Here is a 20,967-nt window from a genome sequence, read left to right as displayed (position 1 = left end):
TTGCCTGTACCGGCTGGTGGACCAGACTGGGTGGGACGCCGTTTTCCAGCTTCCAGGAGCCTTCCCCACATGCGCATTCCAGGTGCCACATCCAGTCCCGCCGACGAACTGACAGGCATCGTGGGTTTTGCCGCCCAGTCGATCGATTCGCTCGGGGAATGGGGTGCGGGCCTCTTTACGCTCCTTGAGACCGTGTTCCCGCCGATCCCCAGCGAAGTGATTCTTCCCCTGGCGGGGTTCCTGACCCGGCAGGGGTCCCTCAACCTGGCCCTGGTCTTCGTCACCAGCACATTGGGGGCGTACGTGGGAGCCTTGGCGCTGTATTTCCTGGGCGCGAAGGTGGGGCTGGAGCGTTCGATCCGGTGGCTGTCCAAGCTGCCGCTGATGGACCGGGAGGACTTCGAGCGCGCAGACGTCTGGTTCCGCCGCCACGGCAGGTCGGCGATCTTCTTCGGACGGCTGCTGCCCGGCGTGCGGAGCCTCATTTCGTTGCCGGCGGGCGCCGAACGGATGCACCTGGGCACCTTCAGCATCTTCACCATCGCCGGCAGCGCCATCTGGAACGGAGCGCTGATCGGCCTCGGCGTGCTGCTGGGCCGGCAGTACTCGATGGTGGAGCAGTACTCCCGCTTCCTCAACTACGCCGTGTACGCCGCCCTGGCCATCTTCCTGGCCTGGCTCGTGGTCCGGCAGATCCGGCGGGGAAAGCCGGCACAGGACCGCCAGTAGCCCAGCCCTCAGTGGTCCCGAGCCCTTAGGCGCCGGGCACCACGGTGCCAGCACCGCCGTCGACTGTCACTTCCTGGCCCGTATTGAGCAGCGAGGTGGCGTCGGCGACGCCCACCACGGCGGGGATGCCGTACTCCCGGGCGACCACCGCGCCGTGGGAATTGGGGCCGCCCATCTCCATCACCAGGCCGCCTGCCGTGAGGAACAGCGGGGTCCAGCCCGGGTCCGTGGACGGTGCCACGAGGATCTCGCCCGGTTCCAGGTGGGCACCCACGGGGTCGAGGATGACGCGGGCGGGCGCTGTCACCGTTCCCGCCGACGCCGGGCTCCCGGACAGTGCCCCGGCGTCGGCGGTTCCGACCGCGGTAAGCAGCGTTTCGGGTTCCGTTCCGTCCGAGAGCAGCATCCGCGGAATGTGGCGCCGCTCAAGTTCCAGGTAATAGGCCCCCTGCCGCTGCGCCACAAGGTCCTGCATGTCTGTACCGTCCAGCGCCTGGTTCGCTTCGGCAAAGTCCAGGAAGAAGATGTCCTCTGCCCGGGCGAGCCGTTTCTGTTCCGCCAGCACGGTGCCGACTTCGGCCAGCTGTTTCCGGACCTCCGCCAGCGCCAGGACGATCTGGAATTTGGGAAGTTCGCGCAGCCCGGCGAAGAGCCTGGCCCGCCGCAGCGCCCCCCGGACGGCCACGGCGCGGAGGCGTCCCCTCGAACGGGCCTCGGCCACCAGCCGCTCGATGTGTGCGTCCGCTTCGGCCGCTGCCTTGCTGAACTGCCGGTCGGGGGCGCGTTCGGGGTCCTCCAGCCGGAGGTAGTTGGCCAGGACACCAAGGATGTGGGTAGGGTCGTCCCGCCAGCGGGGCATCCCGACGTCGATCTCGGCGACAGCCCGGTGCCCGTACCCGGCCAGGAATTCTGCCAGCCCATCTTGGGCTGCAGCCGGCAAGTCGCCCGCGGCGAAGCGCTGCGCCAGCACCGTCGGGGGATGCCCGGTGAGCACGGCCACCGATTCTGCGTCGGACCTGACCGCCGCGGCGATCCGCCACAGCTCGAGGTCCATCTCGGTTGTCACGTTGTTGGGGAGACCGCGGAGCACGGGCTGGAGGTCGATGTCACGTTCCGGCCCGGCATTGTCCTTGCTGGCACTGTCTTGCCCGGTGCTGCGTGTGCCGGCACCAAAAAGTTTGCCGGCACCAAGGAGTTTCCCGGCGAGCCCGAGCATGGCGAAGCCCAGGCCGGCCAGCGGGAGCACGGCTGGAAGGTTGGGGAAGAGCCGCGAGAGTATCCCCTCGGCGTGGTCAAGCCGCGCGCGCGGGGAGGCGCCCTGGGGCAGTTCCAGCGTCGCGTTGAATTCCGTGGTGAAGCGGTTCAGGCGTTTGAGGGCCGCCTCGGGACGGACCAGCGCCCGGATCGCTGCTTCCGGGACGCGGGCCCGGGCCGCGAGGGGGACCACGTGTCTGAGAAGGTCCCAGGGTGTGCGGCGGGTGACGGAGAGTCGCGGGTCGTCGAACACGCTGCGCAGGACCTTGGCGGAGCGTGCCTCCATGACGTCGAAGACATTCGGGACGATCCGGCGGCCCACGGTGCTCCGCGCGGCGGCGGTCAGGTCGACGAAGATGCGCTGTCCGGCCTCGACGTAGGGCGGGGGCCCGCTGCGGGGGTCCGGAACGTCAAAGCCGGCGGCGGCAGCAACCGACGAGCCGACCCGCCTGAGGGCGGCGAGCCCCATGGGAGTCAGCGGCCGGGTGAGGCCCTGGGCAAGGCTAAAGCACAGGTAGACCCGCAACTCCTCCACCGGGCTGCCCCGCCACGGGGCACTCTCCGTCAGACCGGCCTTCTCCCCAAGACGGTCCTGCTCCCCATGACGGTCCTTCGCCGGCAGCGGGTAAAGCGTGGTGATGGGCCGGGACTGGGTCAGCCAGACTTTACCCTCGCCGTCGAGCGCCCACTCCGTGTCCTGCGGGGCGCCGAAGTGGGCTTCGGCCTTGCTCCCCAGGGCTGCGAGTTCCCGGATCTGCGCGTCGGTGAGGCAGGGCTGGTTCGGTGCAACCTCATCTGTGCCCGCGCCCTGGTCTGTGCCCTGCTCGACGTATTCGGTGCCTCCCCCGGGCAGCGGCCTGACAGCCGTCCGCTTGTCGCCCAGGCGGCGCTGCAGGATGGCACCGGATGCGGTGTCCACGACGAAGTGGTCTGGATTGACGGCGCCCGACACCACGGCCTCGCCGAGCCCGGAGCTGGCGTCGATCACAGCCTCCCGGCGCCTGCCGGTGACCGGGTTGGCGGTGAACATCACCCCCGCCGCGTCGGCGTCCACCATGCGCTGGACGACGACGGCGAGGGCCACCGTTGCGGGGTCGATGTTCCGGCTGGCGCGGTATGCCACCGCCCGGTCAGTCCACAGCGAGGCCCAGCACTTCCGGACGGCGTCCAGCAGCGCGACGGCGTCGATGACATTCAGGTAGGTGTCCTGCTGGCCGGCAAAGCTGGCGAAGGGAAGGTCCTCGGCCGTGGCCGAGGACCGCACCGCGACGGGAACGCCGTCCAGCGCCCGGTAGGCCGTGAGTATTTCCCCGGCGGTCGCCGTCGGCAGTTCTGCTGCCGTAATCAGGCTGCGGGCCCTGCCGGCCAGGCCCGCGAGCGTTTCGAGGTCGTCGGCCGGAGTGTCCTGGAGGGCGCTGTGCACCTCTGCGAGCCCCAGCGGCCCCACGGCCTGGACGTAGGCTTCAGTGGTCAGGCAGAACCCGTCCGGCACCGGGAGGCCAGCCGCCAGCAACTCGCCGAGGTTGGCGGCCTTGCCGCCAACCTGCGGCAGCATGGATGCGCTGAGGTCCCCGAGGCCGAGCACCAGCCCGCTCATGCGCTACGAGGCGCCGAGCACCGGTCCGAAGCTGGCACGGTCGGCGAGCCGGGGGTCTTCCCGGTCCGGGACCACCATCACGGGGCTCTTGGCATGGTGCAGGACGCCATCCGACGTCGACCCCAGGAGCATGCCGGTAAAGCCGCCACGGCCGCGGGTTCCCACGACTATCAGCTCAACGTGCCGGCTGGCCTCCACCAGCACATCCACGGGCGAGCCGTCCAGCAGGCGGGTCTCGATGGCCAGCCGCGGGAAGTGGCTCTGCAGCCAGGCCACCCCGGCCTTGAGCTGGACCTGGATATCGGCGAAAAGCGCTTCCCGGTCCAGCGGGGCCGGAACCCAGGCAAGGGATCCGCTGTACTGCGGCACGGCGCAGATCACCCGAAGCGGCGCGCCGAGGCGTTCGGCCTGCTCCGCGGCTTCCAGGACCGCGACGCGGGCCTGCTCAGACCCGTCCACCCCCACGGCAACGACCTGCTCCACGGGGCCGTGGCCGGCCTTGGCCTGCTCGGCCCGGATGTGTTTGTCCTGGGTGGTCTCGCCCAGACGGTCGGAACAGATCAGCGGAACCGTGACCGTGGGGCATTTGGCGTGGGCCGGAAGCGCGCTGCTCACGGAGCCGAGGAGCCGCCCTACGAAGCCGCCACGCCCCCGCGTCCCGAAGACCAGCAGCTCGGCGGATTCGGACAGGTCCAGCAGCACGCCGGATGCGTCCCCGTTCTCGACCGAGGCACTGACGTTGATGTTGTAGCCCGCCACCTTGTCCACAGCATGCTGCAGGATGGCCTCGGCGCCCTCGCGGATCACCGAGTCATCCACGGTGGCATAGCCGCCGTCGAGTCCGGACGCGGCAAAGATGGGCACCGAGTAGGCGGTGACAATGTGGAGGGGACGACGGCGGCGTTCGGCTTCACGGGCAGCCCACACGAGTGCGCACTGGCCGTGGTCCGAACCGTCGACGCCGACGACGATTCCTTCGGGTCTCGCGTGCCGGGCACCGCCATCCCGTGCCGGGTCGGGATGCAATTCGTGTGCGTCCATTCGGTCCGCCTCCTCGCGATACTGCCTGATGATGCGGCTATTCTGCCAGAAGCGGCCCGCCTAGCCGTCACCGGCAGGCCGTCCGGTTCCCGGTTATGCACAGCCTGCCTTAAGACCAACTATTCTCGGTCGGCGACCTCTTAGCAAGCGGGCCCGACGGGGCCCTGAAGATCCTCGCGGGGTGCTGTTTTCCACCCCTTCTGGCACTCCTCCGGCGCCCTTCAGGGTGCTCCGGTGACGCCATGCAAAGCCCTGCAAATCAATGTTTCCGGAAGGGTATCCAGCGACCAAAAAATTCTGTAATGTCGAGGCACCATCGATCCGGATTGTGCTCCACCGCACAGCCGGAGATGGCTTGTGTCTGCTTGCTGGGGCAGTGGACGGTGCACGGCGATGATGCCCTGTACTTCGAAATTCTCGAGGAGGAAGTTGTAGTGTCACGCATGCCTGGTCTCAGCGGCGCAGAACGGACCACCACTGTGGTCATCGGCACCGGGCTTCCCGGTTTGGCAATCGCCACGGAACTCCGGCGCCGGGGAGTTGATTCAATCATCGTCAGCCGGCTGGAATCCCCCGGCGGCCAGTCGTTCCAGAAATCCGGGCACCAGCGGTGCGACGACGCCGAGGCGGCGTCAATCCAGGAGCGGAACGAAATCCTTCGGCACTTGCGCAACTACGCGTCAAGCCACCAGCTGGACATCCGCAGCGACACGTCTGCCGTGTTGCTCGACAAGATGGGGCCGGGGGCGGAAGCCTCGCTGCACCGCTGGGCCGTGCATACCCCGGACGGCGTCCTGCTGGCCGACCACATTGTGCTCACGCGCTGTGCGCACAGCCAGCTGCGGCGCATGCTCACGGACCTCGGCATCTCCATCGGCACCAACCTGGTCGCCGCCATGCGCGCCATAGGCATTTACCTGGTCGGCGTGGGTGAGCTCATTACGCCGACGCCGAAGGAAGTGTTGCGCCAGGCCAAGGTGGTGGGCCAGGCCATCTCGGCGAAGGTCTACCCGGACAGTGTGCCGTCGGTGCTGACCGGAAGCTTCCCGGCTCTGCCCGCCCCGGCTGTCTGAAGCGGGCGTCTGAAGCGGGCGTCTGAAGCGGGCGCTATTTCCCGGCATCCCCGTCGTCAGGCCGGTCGCCCACGCCGAGCCTCCGGCGTGCCAGCACACCGAGGATGACGAGCAGGCCGAGAGCCACGGCGGCAAACACCACGATGCTCCACGGGAAGGGCTCCGAGGACTCCGGAGCTGTTCCCGTGGCCTGCGTGGCTCCCGGCTGCGGCGTACCGGCGGTCTGAACGGGCGCCGATGTTCCCCCCGCCGCAGCGGCCGTGGCGGTAAAGGCGAACGTGCCCTCGATCGGATGGGAATCCGAGCTCACTACGCGCCACACCACGGTGTACTTCCCGGCAGGTGCGCCTTCCCGCAGCTTCTGCGAGGCGGTGTTGTCCACGATCTCCACCTTGCCGTCGGCCCAGTCAGTTCCGGCGGCGTCGGTCACCTTGACCTGCGAGCCGAGCCCCAGCGGGGTGTTGTTGAAGGTGATCGAGACCTTGGCGGGAGCTGTTGCCACCGTGGCGCCGTCGGCAGGGCTGCTGGCTTCGGCGGCGTCGTGCGCGGAAGCGGGTCCCGCGGTAAAGAGCAGGGCGACGAGCGCGAGCGCGCCAAGGAGGGCGGACAGCAGCTGGCGGGTGAAACGCATGGGCGGACGACTCCTCGTGTTGACTTCCTTACAGACTAGGCGAATTTGCTGGGTAGGCACCCGGCAACCTACTAGGATTCAAGTAACCCCACGCTCTCTCACCGGAGGACTAATGCTCAAACAGGGCTCTGCACTGGACCGGTACTTCAAGATTTCCGAACGGGGGTCCAACCTTTCCCGCGAGATCCGCGGCGGTTTTGCCACGTTCTTTGCCATGAGCTACATCGTGGTGCTAAACCCCCTGATCCTGTCCGTTGCGGACTCCTCCGGCGCCACACTCGGTTTCCAGGCGGTCGCTGCCGTCACCGCCTTTGTTGCCGGCATCCTGACCATCCTCATGGGCGCGTGGGCAAAGCACCCCTTCGCCATGGCCACCGGCCTGGGAGTCAACGCCTTCGTGGCCGTGACAGTGGCCACCAACCCGGGCCTGACCTGGCCGGACATGATGGGACTGGTGGTCCTCTCGGGCGTCACCATGATGATCCTGGTCCTGACCGGCTTCCGGACCGCCGTGTTCCGGGCCGTTCCGGACGGGCTCAAGACCGCAATCGTGGTGGGCATCGGCCTGTTCATCGCCCTCATCGGCCTGGTCAACGCCGGCTTCGTCCGGCGCGTTCCGGACGCGGCCGGGACCACCGTTCCGGTGGGTCTCGGCTTTGACGGCAAGCTCCTGGGCTGGCCCACCCTGGTGTTCGTGTTCGGCCTCATCCTGACCATCGCCTTGCTGGTGCGCAACGTCAAGGGCGCCATCCTGATCGGCATCGTCGCCTCCACCATCCTGGCCGTCATCCTCGAGTTCACGCTCCACATCGGCCCCAGCTTCGACGGCAAAAACTTCAACCCGCAGGGATGGTCCCTGGTTGCTCCCACGTTCACCGAATGGGCCGCTCCCGACCTCTCCCTGATCGGCAAAGCCAACCCGGTCGGCGCCTTCAGCCATCTGGGCGTTGTGGCCGCAGCGCTGCTCGCGTTCGTCATCCTGCTCAGCATCTTCTTCGACGCGATGGGCACCATGGTGGGCCTGGCCAACGAGGCCGGCACCGTGGACAAGGACGGCAACATCCCCAACGTTGACCGCGTCCTGCAGGTGGACGCCCTCGGCGCCATCGTCGGCGGCGGTGCGTCCGTCTCCTCCAACCAGATCTACGTCGAGTCCGGTGCAGGCATCGGCGAAGGCGCGCGGACGGGCCTGGCTTCGATCGTGACGGGCCTGCTGTTCCTGGTGGCCATGTTCTTCACCCCGCTCATCAACCTTGTGCCGTTCGAGGCCGTGGCCCCGGCCCTGGTGGTGGTCGGTTTCATGATGGTGGCCCAAATCAGCAAGATCCACTGGCAGGACTGGGGCATCGCCATGCCCGCTTTCCTCACGTTCACGCTGATGCCGTTCACCTACTCGATCGCCAACGGCCTGGGCGCCGGCTTTATCTCCTATGTCCTCATCCGCACCTTCCAGGGCCGCGCCCGCGAAGTGCACCCGCTGATGTGGGCCGTCGCAGCTGCCTTCGTCCTGTTCTTCGGAATCGGCCCGATTGAGCAGGCGCTGGGCATGTAGCACCGGCCTTCCTGGCGGGTTTGCCGTTTCCGGTATTTCAGACATCACGACGGCGGCGCTGCTGGCTTTAGCTGTGTCCTTACGGTGAGCTTGAAGCATGGACTTTCCCGCGCTCCCAGTTGACGTTCAACCCCGCCCCTGGACGGGCCGCTACGACGGCGACGGCGAAGCACACCGCCGGTGGTGGCAGGCGGTGACGCCTGCCACCGGTAAGACTGTGCTGGGCTCCGCCACACAGCGCCCGGCCGTGATTCTCGGGTTCTGCAGTGACGAGGGCGTGCGCCGGAACAAGGGCAGGACCGGAGCCGCGGCCGCCCCGGCGGCCATCCGCAGTGCACTGGGACCGCTCGCCTACCACTCGGAGCGGCCGGTCGCCGACGCCGGTGACGTGGCGGTCCGCGACGGCGAACTGGAGGCAGGCCAGGCCCGCGCAGGCCTCGCCGTTGCGGCACTGCTCGACGGCGGCCGCCTCACCGTGCTGCTGGGCGGCGGCCACGAAACCGCCTACGCCAGCTACCTCGGTGTGGCAGGGTCCCGGGCGGTCCGCGATGGCCAGCGGCTGGGCGTGCTCAACCTTGATGCCCACTTCGACCTCCGGGAGGAGGCCGCACCCAGCTCCGGGACCCCATTCCTCCAGATGGCCCGCGCGGAAGCGGCCGCGGGGCGCGAACTGAAGTACGCCGTCGTCGGAATTTCCGAACCCAACAACACGCGCGCGCTGTTCAGCACCGCCGACGAGCTGGGCGTGAAATACCTCCTGGACGAGGACTGCACCGCCGCCGCGGCCGAGGCCTTTGTGGCGGATTTCCTCAGCGGGATCGATGTCCTTTACCTGACCATCGACCTGGACGTGCTGCCGGCTGCGGTGGCCCCGGGCGTCAGCGCCCCGGCGGCGTACGGCGTTCCGCTGCCGGTGATCAGTGCCGTCTGCCGCCAGGCGGTGGCCAGCGGCAAGCTGCTGCACGCGGACGTGGCCGAACTGAACCCGGCCTTCGACATCGACAACCGGACCGCCCGCGTGGCCGCGCGTCTGGTCAGCATCCTGCTGGGCTGAGCGTTCGTCCGGGTTGTCCGGGGCCGTCTAAATCCTTGGCCCCGGCTAATCCTTGGGCTTGGGCTTGGCCGTGGGCTTCGGGGCTGGACGGGCGGGCGCCCCGGGCTTCGCCGCGGGCTTGCTGACGATCGACGCCGGCGGCTTGGGGAAGGCGGCGGCGGGATAGAGCCGCGCCACCTGGAGCATGTAGTTTGCCCACTGCGGACCCGCGATCATGTAGCCGTCAATGCGGTCGTAGTGCGTGCCCTTGATGGTGATGTTCCGGCCCGGACGCTGCTGGCCCTCGAGGGCGTCCCCGAAGAACGAGGCCGTGGCCAGGCCGGTGGTGTAGCCCAGCACCCAGGTGGCGCCGTTGCTGTTGTTGGTGCCTGTTTTGGCCGCCACCGGCACGCTCTTTTGCACCTTGGGGTTGATGTAGATTCCGGAGCCCTTGTTGAGCATGTCCTGCAATGCCTTATTCACCCCGCGGACCACGTTCTTGTCCACGGTTTCGCTGCACTTCTGCACCTCCGCGGGCAGCTTCTTGCCCGCCATGTCCGCCACCCCGGCCAGGGCCACCGGCACGCAGTAGCGGCCGTCCGCGGCGAAGGTGGCAAAGGCGTTGGCCATGGTCAGCGGGGCAACGCCGGTGCCGCCCAGGAGGTTGCCCAGCTGGTGCATATCGATTGGCGTCCCGTCCAGCCCGCTGCGGAGCCCGACCGCGTTGACCATGTTCTGGATCCCGCAGAAGTCCAGCTGCGCGGCCTCGGCAAAGGTGGCCGTGTTGATGGAGTTGTAGAGCCCGTAGTCGGCCGGCATCTTGCGGTAGTAGCCCTCCGAGGCGTTCTGCAGGTCGTCAGCCGTTTCAAGTCCTGCCCTGCGCTGCTTGGTGCTGTAGCCGCCGGCCACCTTGCCGCAGGAGGACCGCCAGCGGAAGCCCAGCGGATACTCTCGCTTCGAGGCGTCCACGACCGTGGTCATGGTCTTGCCCTGGTGCAGCCACTCGGCGAAGGTGAAGGGCTTCATGGTGGATCCGGGCTGGAACCCGCCGGCGCCGTTGAGGTCGTTGCCGATGGCGTCCTTGGCGTCCACGTTGAAGTTCAGCTGGGTGTCGAACTTGCCGGGCTGGGGCAGGTACACCGTGTTCTGCGCCATCGCCAGGACCCGGCCGGTGCCCGGCTGGACGGTGACCAGCGAAGCGCCCCACCTGTCCGGATTGGCGCCGGCGGTGGCGTTCACCTGCGCCTGGGCCTTGGCCTGCAGCCGGCTGTCCAGCGTGGTGGTGATGGTCAGGCCGCCGCGGAAGAGCCGCTTTTCCCGGGCCTCTGTGTCAGCGCCGTAGGCCGGGTTGTTGAGGAAGAGCCGGGTCACGTAGTCGCAGAAGTACGGGGCCATGGTGGCAGCGGCGCACCCCTGCCGCGAAGGCCGCACCTTCAGGCCAACCCCTGAAGCCACCGCGGCATCATGCTGCTTCTTGGTAATCATCTTCTGCTTGAGCATTTCGCCAAGGACCTGGTTGCGGCGCTTCAGCGAGTTCTTGGGGTTGGCCACAGGATCGTAGAAGCTGGGGCTGTTAACCAGGCCCGCGAGCAGCGCAGACTGCGGCAGGGTCAGCCTGCTGGCCGGAAGGCTGAAGAAATACTGGGCCGCCGCCTCAATGCCATAGGCGCTGCGGTTGAAGAAGACGATGTTGAGATAGCCCTCGAGGATCTGGTCCTTGGTGAATTTCTTCTCCAAGGCCATGGCGAGCCGCATCTCGCGCAGCTTGTCCCCCATGGTCTTCTGCCCGCTGAGCACCACCTGGTCCTCACGGCCTTCGGAAATCAGGGACTCGTTCACAATGTTGGTGACGTACTGCTGGGTGAGGGTGGAGGCGCCCTGCCGGTCGCCGCGGGTCAGGTTGCTGGTCAGAGCGCGGAGGATGCCCTGCGTGTCCACGCCGCTGTGCTCATAGAACCGGCTGTCCTCGATGGCGACGACGGCCTTCCGGATAAACGGGGACATCTGCTTCAGCGGAACGCGGACCCTGTTCTCTGAGTAGAACGTAGCGATGAGCTTGCCGTCAGCCGTCAGCATGCGGGTGGTTTGCGACGGCGCAGGCACCGCGAGTTCGGTGGGCAGGCTGTTGAAGTAGGAAATCGACCTGCTGACCGAGGTGCCGGCGAGGGCGGCCCCGGGCACCAGGAAGCTGGCCACGAGGACCCCGCAGAGGCAGCTGACAATCACGAACCCCAGCAGCTTTGCCAGCGCGAGGGCCAAACGGGATACCAACCTTCTGCCTGCCATGATCCAAGCTCACCACACGATCGGCCGGAAAGCAGAATACCCGCGAGATTCGTGATCCGCTGGGTCAGACCGGCGTGTGCGGCGCCTTTCCCTCGTCGCCGAATTTCTCGGCCGCCTTGTGCTCGCGGAGCCGGTCCAGACGCTTCATGACCGGCGCCGTGGTGGCCCCGTGAAGCACCACGGACATGGCCACGACGAGTCCGATGATGCTCCACAGGCGCTCCGCCTGGTCCCCGAAGCTGCCCTGGCCCAAGGCGTACGAAAGGTAATACAGGGAGCCGATGCCCCGGATGCCGAAGAAGGAAATGGCGATCCGTTCCCGGGGACCGGTCTTGCCGCGGGCCAGCGCCAGCCAGCCGGACAGCGGACGGACCAGGACCAGGAAGGCCAGCGCCACGCCCACCTCGACCCACCCGACGTCGGCCAGCAGGCCCCGCACGATCGCCCCGCCCAAGAGGACCAGGATGACCACCGTCAGGAGCCGCTCGAGCTGTTCCACGTAGGAGTGAAGGATGCGGTGATAGCCGTGGGTGCGTTCCGCCGCCCTGATGGTCACGGCACAGACGAACACAGCGATGAAGCCGTAGCCCTCGATCATTTCGGTGACGCCGTACGCCAGGAAGGTGGCGGCCAGCGCAACGAAGCCTTCGGAGTGGTTGGACAGCCGGATGCTGTCGTGCCGGGCGGAGAAGAACAGCCGGGCCAGCACCTTGCCAGTACCGTAGCCCAGCAGCACGCCCATTCCGATGCGCCACAGGACGTCCACGCCGAACCACTCCGGAAACCAGGCCGACGGCGCGGTCCCCACGAGGCTCATGGCAATGGCCAGGTACACAAAGGGAAAGGCCAGCCCGTCGTTCAGTCCCGCCTCCGAGGTCAGGGCGAACCTGACCTCGTCTTCCTGGTCGGTGCCCTCTTCCTCGTCGGCCGGCTCTCCCACCTGCACCTCGGACGCCAGGACCGGATCCGTGGGGGCCAGGGCGGCGGCCACGAGGAGCGCGGCGGCGAGTCCCAGGCCCAGCAGCCAGAGTCCGAGGAGTGTCAGGCCGAGCATGCACAGGGGCATCGCAATACCGAGCATCCGCCAGGTGGTGGCCCAGTTGCGCCGCCCCACCGGACGGTCCAGCGCCAGCCCGGCTCCCATCAGCGAGATGATCACGCACACCTCGGTCAGATGCAGCGTCAGTTCGGGGTGCTGGACAGGGCTCGGGTCGGGAAGATTGGGAAGCAGGCCGAAGGCGGCGGCGCCGGCGCCCAGGAACACCATCGGCATGGAGATTGGAGCATCGCGCAGGGCCTTGGGCAGGATCGCGGCAACAAAGACGGCTATGCCCGCCGCGGCGAACATGATGCTGGCACCTTCAAACACGGTCGCCTCCTGCGCCGTCGGCCTCTCGGACCTGACCAACACTAGCGCGCAAGGCACGAGGGAGCGCGGCGCAGGGGCGCTTCCAAATGCCGCGCCAGGGCAAAATGGTTGATAAGACAACTATCGTCAACAAGCTTGTCAAATGACAGTCATCTTACCTTTGGGCCGATTCCCGGTAGAATGGTCTACTGCCCCCCGGCAAGAACCAAAGAAAGTCAGTACATGAGCACAGCAACCATGGAGCGCCCAACCGCTCCTTCGAGCGCGTCCCGCTCAGCGGATGCCCGGTCCATCGACCTGGCCTTCACCAGCGCCGACCAGGTCCACGACGGCCTGGAAAGCGCGGTTGAGAGGCTGATCGAAACCGCTGCCCAGGAAGGCACCTGCGGCATCAAGGTCACCCGCCTGGAGCCAGGCCGTTACACGGTGGCCCTCGACGAGTCCGTTCCGTTCGGTGAAACACACGAGGACATCGCAGCCTAACACGCGAAAAAGCCCCCGATCCTGAGCCCATTCTGGCCGAAACGCCAAATGATCCAAGGTCGGGGGCTTTTTGATTTCCTGCGTGCGTTCTACCGCACGGCTTCAGCCGGATTACATCCGGCGCACCTGCACGCCGTCGGACTTCATAAAGAGCTGCGACTCTGCTGCTCCGCTGCAGACCAGCCACAGCACGTTTCCGCTCCGTGAGATTTCTTCCACCTCGCCTGCCGCAATGACGTGCGCCTGCTTGATGATCTCAACCCGCTCGCCCACGTGCAGCGATCCCCAGTCGGAAACCGTAGCTGCGTGTGCCATGCGTCTGGACAGAACTGTCCCGCGTGCTTTCATGTGAACTTCTACCCCTTTGTGGATGTTCTTCTTACGCCACAGCTTCTTTGATGTGACTTTTACTACACCTTTAGTTCTACTACACTCGCAGGGCTCTGTGCGGCGCGTTGCAGAGTATTTCGGCACCGCCGGCAAATGTTTGCCGGCGGTGCACAATGTTCACCTCTAGGCGAGGTTTCCGACGGCGGATTCGGCTGCCGTCCGCACCGCACCGGAGGCGACCAGCCGGTCGGCGGCCTCAAGCTCGGGTGAGAGGAACCGGTCCGTGCCCGGACCTCCAACGACGGTCCGCAGCGTTTCGAGGACCGCCGCCCCGGCAGGTCCGGGCGTCAGCTGGCCACCCGAAAGCTGGGTGCGCATGTCAATCGCCCGTGCCGAGGTCACGAGTTCAATCGCGAGCACCCGGCGCAGGTTCTCCACGGCCTTCCGGAGCTTGCGGGCAGCGTGCCAGCCCATGGACACGTGGTCTTCCTGCATGGCGGAGCTCGGGATGGAGTCCACGGACGCGGGAACCGCGAGCCGCTTGTTGTCCGAGACCAGACCGGCCTGGGTGTACTGGGCGATCATGAGGCCCGAGTCCACGCCCGGATCCGCGGCCAGGAACGCCGGCAAACCGTGCGAGCGGGCCGGGTCCAGCATGCGGTCCGTCCGCCGTTCGGCGATGGAGCTAAGGTCCGCGACCGCGATGGCCAGATAGTCGAGCACGTAGGCCACCGGGGCACCGTGGAAGTTGCCGTTGGAGCTGACCCGGCCGTCAGGCAGGACCACCGGGTTGTCGATGGCGGCCGCGAGTTCACGGGAGGCCACCAGTTCGGCGTGGTCCACGGTGTCCCTTACGGCGCCCGCGACCTGGGGTGCGCAGCGCAGGGAGTAGGCGTCCTGGACGCGGGAATCGCCCACGCGGTGCGAGGCAACGATCGCTGAGTCGGAAAGGACCCGGAGCATGTTGTCGGCACTGGCCGCCTGGCCCGGGTGCGGCCGCAGGGCGGCGTGCAGCTCGGGCAGGAACACCTGGTCGGTGCCGAGCAGCGCCTCGACGCTGAGCGCCGCGGTGATGTCCGCCGTCGTCAGCAGTTGCCGCAGGTCCGCAATGGCCATCAGGAGCATGCCCAGCATGCCCTCGGTGCCGTTGACCAGCGCCAGCCCTTCCTTCTCGGCCAGGGTCACCGGCTCGATGCCGTGCGCGGCGAGCAGCTGGGCAACCGTGGGCTGGCCGGCACCCCCGTAGAGTTCGCCGTCAGGCCCGGTTGCCTCGCCTTCGCCCATGAGGACAAGGGCGCAGTGGGACAGCGGTGCGAGGTCGCCGGAGCAGCCCAGCGAACCGAACTCGCGGACCACCGGGGTGATGCCGGCGTTCAGCACATCCACCATGGTCTGCAGGACCACGGGCCGGACCCCGGTGCGGCCCGATGCCAGCGTCTTGGCGCGCAGGAACATGATGCCGCGCACCACTTCGCGTTCCACCGCAGGGCCCATGCCGGCGGCGTGGCTGCGGATGAGGGACTTCTGCAGCTGTGTGCGCAGCTCGTTCGGGATGTGCCGGTTGGCCAGCGCGCCGAAGCCGGTGGAGATGCCGTAGGCCGGGACTTCGCTGTGGGCCAGTTCGTCGATGTGCGCGCGGACCTTGGCGACCGTGTCCAGTGCTTCCTGGGAGACAGTCACCTTGGCGTCGTGGCGGGCGACGGCGACGACGTCCTCAGGCGTGACACCGCTGGCACCGAGGGTAACGGTAAGCGGTTCGTGGGTAATGGCAGTCATGGTTCCTACTTCAGTGGTGGAGGTTTGCGGCGGTGGTTGAGCTTGTCTAAACCTGGATTTCGGCAGGCTCAATCACCGGGACTCGTTCATGGGGATGCGGACGCCGCGTTCCTTGGCGACGTCGACGGCGCGGTCGTAGCCGGCATCGACATGCCGGATCACGCCCATGCCCGGATCGTTGGTGAGAAGCCGCTCGAGTTTCTGCGCCGCGAGGTCGGTACCGTCGGCGACGGATACCTGGCCTGCGTGGATGGAGCGGCCGATGCCCACTCCCCCGCCGTGGTGCAGCGAGACCCACGTGGCGCCGGACGCCGTGTTGAGCAGGGCGTTGAGCATGGGCCAGTCGGCGATGGCGTCGGAGCCGTCGGCCATGGCCTCGGTCTCGCGGTACGGCGAGGCGACGGAGCCGGAGTCGAGGTGGTCGCGGCCAATCACGATGGGCGCCTTGACCTTGCCTTCCTTGACCAGCCGGTTGAACAACAGGCCGGCCTTGGCACGTTCGCCGTAGCCCAGCCAGCAGATCCGGGCGGGCAGGCCTTCGAATTCGACGCGCTCCTGGGCGGCGTCGATCCAGCGGTGCAGGTGCTTGTTCTCCGGGAACAGTTCCTTGATGGCCTCGTCGGTGACGCGGATATCTTCCGGGTCACCGGACAGGGCAACCCAGCGGAACGGGCCGAGGCCTTCGCAGAACAGCGGCCGGATGTAGGCGGGGACGAAGCCGGGGAATTCGAACGCCCGGCTGTAGCCGCCCTTGCGGGCTTCGTCACGGATGGAGTTGCCGTAGTCGAACACCTCGGCGCCGGCGTCCTGGAACTCGACCATGGCCTGGACGTGCTTGGCCATCGAGGCCTGGGCCTTCTTGGTGAAGCCCTCCGGATCAGCCTCGGCTTCGCGGTGCCATTCGTCCACGGAAATGCCCTCCGGCAGGTAGCTCAGGGGGTCGTGTGCGGAGGTCTGGTCGGTGACAATGTCGACCGTCAGCTCGCCGGCCTTGTGGCGGCGAAGCAGTTCGGGGAAGACCTCGGCCGCGTTGCCCACATAGCCCACGGACCAGCCGCGGCGTTCCTCTTTGGCTTTGAGGACCTTGGCGATGGCGGCCTCGAGGTCGGTTTCCACCTCGTCCAGGTAGCGCTTGCCGGCGCGGCGGCGCAGGCGGGTCTCGTCGACGTCGACAATCAGGCAGGCGCCCTCGTTCAGGGTGACGGCCAGCGGCTGGGCGCCGCCCATGCCGCCGCAGCCGCCGGTCAGCGTCAGGGTTCCCGCCAATGTGCCGTTTTCGTCCCCGGTGATCTTGCGGGCGATCGCGGCGAAGGTCTCGAAGGTGCCCTGCAGGATGCCCTGGGTTCCGATGTAGATCCAGGAGCCTGCCGTCATCTGGCCGTACATCATCAGGCCCTCGGCCTCGAGCCGGCGGAATTCCGGCCACGTGGCCCAGTCGCCGACGAGGTTGGAGTTGGCCAGCAGCACGCGCGGCGCCCACTCGTTGGTGCGGAACACCCCGACGGGCTTTCCGGACTGGACCAGCAGGGTCTCGTCCTTGTCCATGGTTTCGAGGGTTCGGGTGATGGCGTCGAATGCTGCCCAGGACCGGACCGCGCGGCCGGTGCCGCCGTAGACCACCAGGTCATCGGGGCGTTCGGCGACCTCGGGATCCAGGTTGTTCATGAGCATGCGCAGGGGTGCCTCGGTCTGCCAGGACTTGGCGGTGAGCTCGGTGCCGCGGGCTGCTTTGACCGGGCGGGCACCGGTGGTGAAATCGGCGGGTGCCATGGTGGCTCCTTCGTCTTGCGGGTGTGGGATGTATCGCTGTTGCGGGTTGCAGAATTCTTGGTTTGAGCGGAAGTGCTTCTGTATCAACTAAAGCCCCTTCTGAGCGGGCCAGACAGGGGTTTCCGGCTGGTGCTGTCCGGTATCCCAGACCCAACTAGGTAGCAGCACAGGGGGTTCTCAGGGCTGGGAACGCCCTCTGCTGCTACCTAGTTGGGCTGCTGCCTATTTCGCAGGGCGACCGTGGATGCGCACCGAGAGTTCGTCGGCGACCTTTTGCACACGGGCGGCGAGCACCGGCCACTGGTCCTCCGGCAGCTTGTCCTCGAGGAACGTGACGGCGACCGCCGCCGTCGGCCATCCAAGATGATCCGTGACAGCGGCGGCGATGGAGCCAAAGCCGGGTGTAACCTCCCCGTGTTCCGTGGCGTAGCCACGCTGCCGCACCTGGTCCAGGTGCGATGACAGGGCCGAGTACTTCATGATGGCCCCCTCCACCTCGTGCCGGGCAGTGAAGGCGGCGGCATTCGGATATAGCGCGCGTACCTGGGACTTGGGCAGTGCGGCAAGGATGGCCCGACCGCTGGCGGTAAGGTGGCTGGGCAGCCGGACCCCGACGTCGGTCACCAGGGATGGCCGGTGCTTGGCCCGCTCCTCCACAATGTAGAGCACGTCCCGGCCGTGCAGTACCGCCAGGTGTGCGCTTTCGCCAAGGACATCAACAAGGGACGCGAGCATGGGCCGCCCCAGCCTGGACAGCGGTTCCTGCCGCGAGTACGCGGAACTGAGCTCGAAGGCGCTGATGCCGAGGCCGTAGCGCTGCTCCTCGTGCAGGTGCAGGACGAAGCCGTTCGCCTCCATGACGCCCAGGAGGTGGTAGACGCTCGAGCGGGGCAGCCCCAGCGCCGTGGCAATGTTCGACGCCGCCATCGGCCCCCGCCTGGAAGCCAACAGTTTGAGGATCCGCAGGGTGTTTTCCGCGGCGGGAACCTTCGCTTTGACCGCTGATTCCGGCCGCCTTGCCGCCGTCGCCGCCATCGTGCCTGCCATGTGTCCTCCACGCCTCGTCGTCTGGCCGTCCATTCGGGATTTCTGTCTTTTCGGGGTCTAGCCCGAAAGGTGTCCGGTATCCCGTACTTAAGCTTGCGCCCAGTCCGCTCTCTGCGACCCTCCTTCGGAACCACGGCCGTCTGGAATACCAGACATCACTTGGTTGGTCCCATCATCCCGCTTCCCCGGATACGGCGGTAGCGTTTGTCCATGGAATTTCCGCTAAGGGGCAAGGTAGCGCTGGTCGCCGGGGCCACGCGGGGGGCAGGCCGCGGAACGGCCTTGGCCCTCGGTGAAGCCGGGGCGGTGGTCTACTGCACCGGACGCACTACCAAGGGCCGGACGTCCGACTACCGCCGCCCGGAAACCATTGATGAAACGGCCGCCATGGTGAGCGAGGCCGGCGGGACCGGCATCGCAGTGGCGGTGGACCATTTCAACGCCCCGGAGGTAGAAGCGCTGGTCCGCCGAATCGAGGACGGGCACGGTCGGCTTGACATCCTCGTGAATGACATTTGGGGCGGCGAAAACCTCATCCAGTGGAATACACCCCTTTGGGAACACGACCTGGACGGAGGTCTGCGGATGCTGCACGGGGCCGTCGACACGCACCTGGTCACGAGCCACTTCGCGCTGCCGCTGCTCATCCGGCGGCCGGGAGGACTAGTGGTGGAAATGACGGACGGAACGCGGGAGTACAACACCACGCATTACCGGCTTTCGGCGTTTTACGACCTCGCCAAGTCCGCTGTCCTGCGGCTCGCCTTCAGCCAGGCCGAGGAGCTGAAGCCGTTCGGTTGCGCGGCCGTGGCACTGACCCCGGGGTGGATGCGCTCGGAAATGATGCTCAAGCACTACGGCGTGACCGAAGCCAACTGGCGGGAGGCAGCGGCCACGAATCCGCACTTCGCCGCCATTTCGGAAAGCCCGTTGTTTGTGGGCCGGGCGGTCGCGGCCCTGGCCGCCGATTCTGACGTACACCGCCGAACCGGCGGCTCGTTCTCCTCCGGCGGGCTGGCACTGGAGTACGGCTTCACCGACGTCGACGGCTCCCGGCCTGACTGCTGGCGCTACCTGGCGGAGGTCCAGGACGCCGGACTTCCCGCCGATGATACCGGCTACCGCTGAGGCGGAGGGGGCTGCTGGATCTGACTTCGGCAGCTGCCATCCATCTCCTCGGGCTGCATGCATCTCGGATCCGGCAAAAACCAGGCACGGGGTTGCGAGGCATTAGCAGCAGGGACAGGGCACATTTTTGCCGACGCGGCCGCGGAGCATGGCCACCGTTCGCACCAAATGCAGTGCGTCGCACAGTCTGAAATCAAAGACACCAAGAGCCCGTGAGTCTCATCACAGCTCCTCCGAACATGGTCTGCTGGATAGCGATCCCCCTCCCAATGACGAGAAGGTATTCGCATGCAACAAGCCCAAACAACTGATGAGTTGGCGCCCGAAAACGCGACCAGCACCGCCGTCGGAACCGGGCGCAACGCCGTCGGAACCGCCGTCGGAACCGTTCTGAACCGCGGCCTCAACGTCCGCCACATCCGTTTCATGGCGCTGGGCTCCGCCATCGGCACCGGCCTGTTCTACGGTTCCGCGTCGGCCATCCAAAAAGCCGGCCCCGCCGTGCTGCTCGCCTACATGATCGGCGGCGCGGCCGTGTTCATGGTGATGCGCGCACTTGGCGAAATGGCCGTGCGGCACCCGGTTTCCGGATCCTTCGGGCAGTACGCCAGCCGCTATCTTGGCCCGCTCGCAGGCTTCGTGACCGGCTGGACCTACGTCTTCGAGATGGCGATCGTGGCCATCGCCGATGTCACCGCCTTCAGCATTTATATGGGCTTCTGGTTCCCGTCCGTGGAGCGGTGGGTCTGGATCCTGGCCATCATCTTCCTCCTTGCGGCGCTGAATCTGCTGAGCGTAAAGGTCTTCGGCGAACTCGAATTCTGGTTCACGCTGGTCAAGGTTGCAGCCATTATCGCCATGATCGCGGGCGGTGCGGCCATCCTGGCGTTCGGGTTCCAGAACGGTGACACCTCGGCAGTTCCGGGCCTGGGTAACCTGGTGGAGCACGGCGGCCTGTTCCCGAACGGCTTCGAGGGGCTCCTGGCCTCGTTCGCCGTCGTCATGTTCGCCTTCGGCGGGATTGAAACCATCGGCATCACAGCCGGCGAGGCAGCCGACCCCAAGAAGGTGATCCCGAAGGCCGTCAATACAGTGCCGGTCCGGGTCCTGCTGTTCTATGTACTCACCCTCGGCGTGCTGATGAGCCTCTTTCCGTGGAACGAGATCGGCAGCGGCGGCAGCCCGTTCGTGCAGATCTTCAGCGGCCTGGGCATTCCCGCCGCACCGCACATCCTCAATGCCGTGGTGATCACCGCCGCCCTGTCCGCCATCAACAGCGACATCTTCGGCGCCGGGCGGATCCTCTTCGGCTTGGCCAGGCAGGGGCATGCACCGCAGAGCTTCGGGCGGGTTTCCCGGCATGGCGTGCCGTGGATGACTGTGGTGATGATGGCCGGGATCCTGCTGGTGGGAGTGGTCCTGAACGCGGTCATCCCGGAAGATGTCTTCCTGCTCATCGCATCCATCGCCACGTTCGCCACGGTGTGGGTGTGGGTCATGATTCTGGCCTCCCACGTGGCGATGAAACGCGAGATCGCCCGGAATGGCCTGCCGGCGTCGGAGTTCCCCTCGCCTTGGTGGCCGGCGGCGTCGGTCCTCACCATCGGCTTCATGGGGCTGGTGATCGCGGTGCTTGGCTTCTTCGACGACACGCGCGTGGCGCTCTATGTGGGGGCCGCGTGGCTGGGACTGCTGGTGGTCGCCTTCCGGCTCTGGGTCAGGGGCAGCGGACGACGGCGTGCCCACCTTGAGGATGAGACCTCCCCGTTGCCTGTGGTCGCCAAAACTGAGTAGGATTCCCGCGAAAATGGCGTGGCAAGTGGGAAGAAGCAAAAACAAGTAGTAAAAATGGGTAAAGACAGGTACTT

At 66.9% G+C, this 20,967-nt stretch carries 16 protein-coding genes; 7 read left to right on the top strand and 9 right to left on the bottom strand.

What is annotated here, in order from left to right:
• The first annotated feature begins 69 nt into the window (after positions 1–69).
• On the top strand, positions 70–729 hold the full coding sequence (locus ABRP34_RS17115) for a DedA family protein (protein ID WP_353711104.1): 660 nt from the start codon (positions 70–72) through the stop codon (positions 727–729).
• A gap of 25 nt (positions 730–754) precedes the next feature.
• On the opposite strand, the gene ABRP34_RS17110 is transcribed toward ABRP34_RS17115, so the two are convergent.
• Positions 755–3,580: a PEP/pyruvate-binding domain-containing protein gene (locus ABRP34_RS17110; protein ID WP_353711103.1), complete on the bottom strand. Its 2,826-nt coding sequence runs from the start codon at positions 3,578–3,580 to the stop codon at positions 755–757.
• Positions 3,581–3,583: 3 nt separating this feature from the next.
• On the bottom strand, positions 3,584–4,621 hold the full coding sequence (locus tag ABRP34_RS17105; protein ID WP_353711102.1) for a universal stress protein: 1,038 nt from the start codon (positions 4,619–4,621) through the stop codon (positions 3,584–3,586).
• A gap of 443 nt (positions 4,622–5,064) precedes the next feature.
• Between ABRP34_RS17105 and ABRP34_RS17100 the strand changes: the two genes are divergently transcribed.
• Positions 5,065–5,694 (top strand): FAD-dependent monooxygenase, encoded by a 630-nt coding sequence (locus tag ABRP34_RS17100; protein WP_043417914.1) that lies wholly within the window; start codon positions 5,065–5,067, stop codon positions 5,692–5,694.
• 34 nt (positions 5,695–5,728) lie between these two features.
• Here the strand turns inward: ABRP34_RS17100 and ABRP34_RS17095 are convergent, their stop codons facing one another.
• Positions 5,729–6,325, bottom strand: coding sequence for a copper resistance CopC family protein (locus ABRP34_RS17095; RefSeq protein WP_353711101.1), 597 nt, complete (start codon positions 6,323–6,325; stop codon positions 5,729–5,731).
• Positions 6,326–6,437: 112 nt separating this feature from the next.
• Here ABRP34_RS17095 and ABRP34_RS17090 point away from each other — a divergent pair, with 112 nt between their 5' ends.
• Together ABRP34_RS17090 and hutG are read left to right on the top strand one after the other, a co-directional pair.
• Positions 6,438–7,877, top strand: coding sequence for an NCS2 family permease (locus tag ABRP34_RS17090; RefSeq protein WP_003799155.1), 1,440 nt, complete (start codon positions 6,438–6,440; stop codon positions 7,875–7,877).
• A 97-nt stretch (positions 7,878–7,974) separates the two neighbouring features.
• Positions 7,975–8,931: a formimidoylglutamase gene (gene hutG, locus ABRP34_RS17085; RefSeq protein ID WP_353711100.1), complete on the top strand. Its 957-nt coding sequence runs from the start codon at positions 7,975–7,977 to the stop codon at positions 8,929–8,931.
• Positions 8,932–8,976: 45 nt separating this feature from the next.
• On the opposite strand, the gene ABRP34_RS17080 is transcribed toward hutG, so the two are convergent.
• Together ABRP34_RS17080 and ABRP34_RS17075 are read right to left on the bottom strand one after the other, a co-directional pair.
• Positions 8,977–11,196: a transglycosylase domain-containing protein gene (locus ABRP34_RS17080; RefSeq protein ID WP_353711099.1), complete on the bottom strand. Its 2,220-nt coding sequence runs from the start codon at positions 11,194–11,196 to the stop codon at positions 8,977–8,979.
• Between the two features lie 64 nt (positions 11,197–11,260).
• Positions 11,261–12,565 carry a cation:proton antiporter gene (locus ABRP34_RS17075; protein ID WP_353711098.1) on the bottom strand — a complete coding sequence of 435 codons (1,305 nt, stop codon included), beginning with the start codon at positions 12,563–12,565 and terminating at the stop codon, positions 11,261–11,263.
• Positions 12,566–12,787: 222 nt separating this feature from the next.
• Here ABRP34_RS17075 and ABRP34_RS17070 point away from each other — a divergent pair, with 222 nt between their 5' ends.
• A complete protein-coding gene (locus ABRP34_RS17070; RefSeq protein ID WP_353711097.1) occupies positions 12,788–13,048 on the top strand; it encodes a hypothetical protein in 261 nt (86 codons plus the stop codon).
• 111 nt (positions 13,049–13,159) lie between these two features.
• Here the strand turns inward: ABRP34_RS17070 and ABRP34_RS17065 are convergent, their stop codons facing one another.
• From ABRP34_RS17065 to ABRP34_RS17050, 4 genes are all read right to left on the bottom strand, one after another.
• The gene (locus ABRP34_RS17065) at positions 13,160–13,396 is read right to left on the bottom strand and encodes a hypothetical protein (protein WP_003799164.1); all 237 of its coding nucleotides are present in this window, start codon (positions 13,394–13,396) and stop codon (positions 13,160–13,162) included.
• A 165-nt stretch (positions 13,397–13,561) separates the two neighbouring features.
• Positions 13,562–15,154 carry a histidine ammonia-lyase gene (gene hutH / locus ABRP34_RS17060; RefSeq protein WP_353711096.1) on the bottom strand — a complete coding sequence of 531 codons (1,593 nt, stop codon included), beginning with the start codon at positions 15,152–15,154 and terminating at the stop codon, positions 13,562–13,564.
• A gap of 72 nt (positions 15,155–15,226) precedes the next feature.
• Entirely contained in the window at positions 15,227–16,924 is a 1,698-nt protein-coding gene (hutU, locus tag ABRP34_RS17055; RefSeq protein WP_003799169.1) for a urocanate hydratase, read from the bottom strand.
• A 222-nt stretch (positions 16,925–17,146) separates the two neighbouring features.
• Positions 17,147–17,971, bottom strand: coding sequence for an IclR family transcriptional regulator (locus ABRP34_RS17050; protein WP_003799171.1), 825 nt, complete (start codon positions 17,969–17,971; stop codon positions 17,147–17,149).
• A 210-nt stretch (positions 17,972–18,181) separates the two neighbouring features.
• On the opposite strand from ABRP34_RS17050, the gene ABRP34_RS17045 reads away from it, so the two are divergent.
• Both ABRP34_RS17045 and ABRP34_RS17040 read left to right on the top strand, forming a co-directional pair.
• Entirely contained in the window at positions 18,182–19,099 is a 918-nt protein-coding gene (locus tag ABRP34_RS17045; RefSeq protein ID WP_353711095.1) for an SDR family oxidoreductase, read from the top strand.
• Positions 19,100–19,387: 288 nt separating this feature from the next.
• A complete protein-coding gene (locus ABRP34_RS17040; protein WP_353711094.1) occupies positions 19,388–20,893 on the top strand; it encodes an amino acid permease in 1,506 nt (501 codons plus the stop codon).
• The last annotated feature ends 74 nt before the right edge of the window (positions 20,894–20,967 follow it).

The sequence above is a fragment of the Arthrobacter sp. K5 genome, assembly GCF_040448525.1.
Taxonomy (GTDB): Bacteria; Actinomycetota; Actinomycetes; order Actinomycetales; family Micrococcaceae; genus Arthrobacter; species Arthrobacter globiformis.
This window is presented reverse-complemented; position numbering and strand designations above follow the sequence as displayed.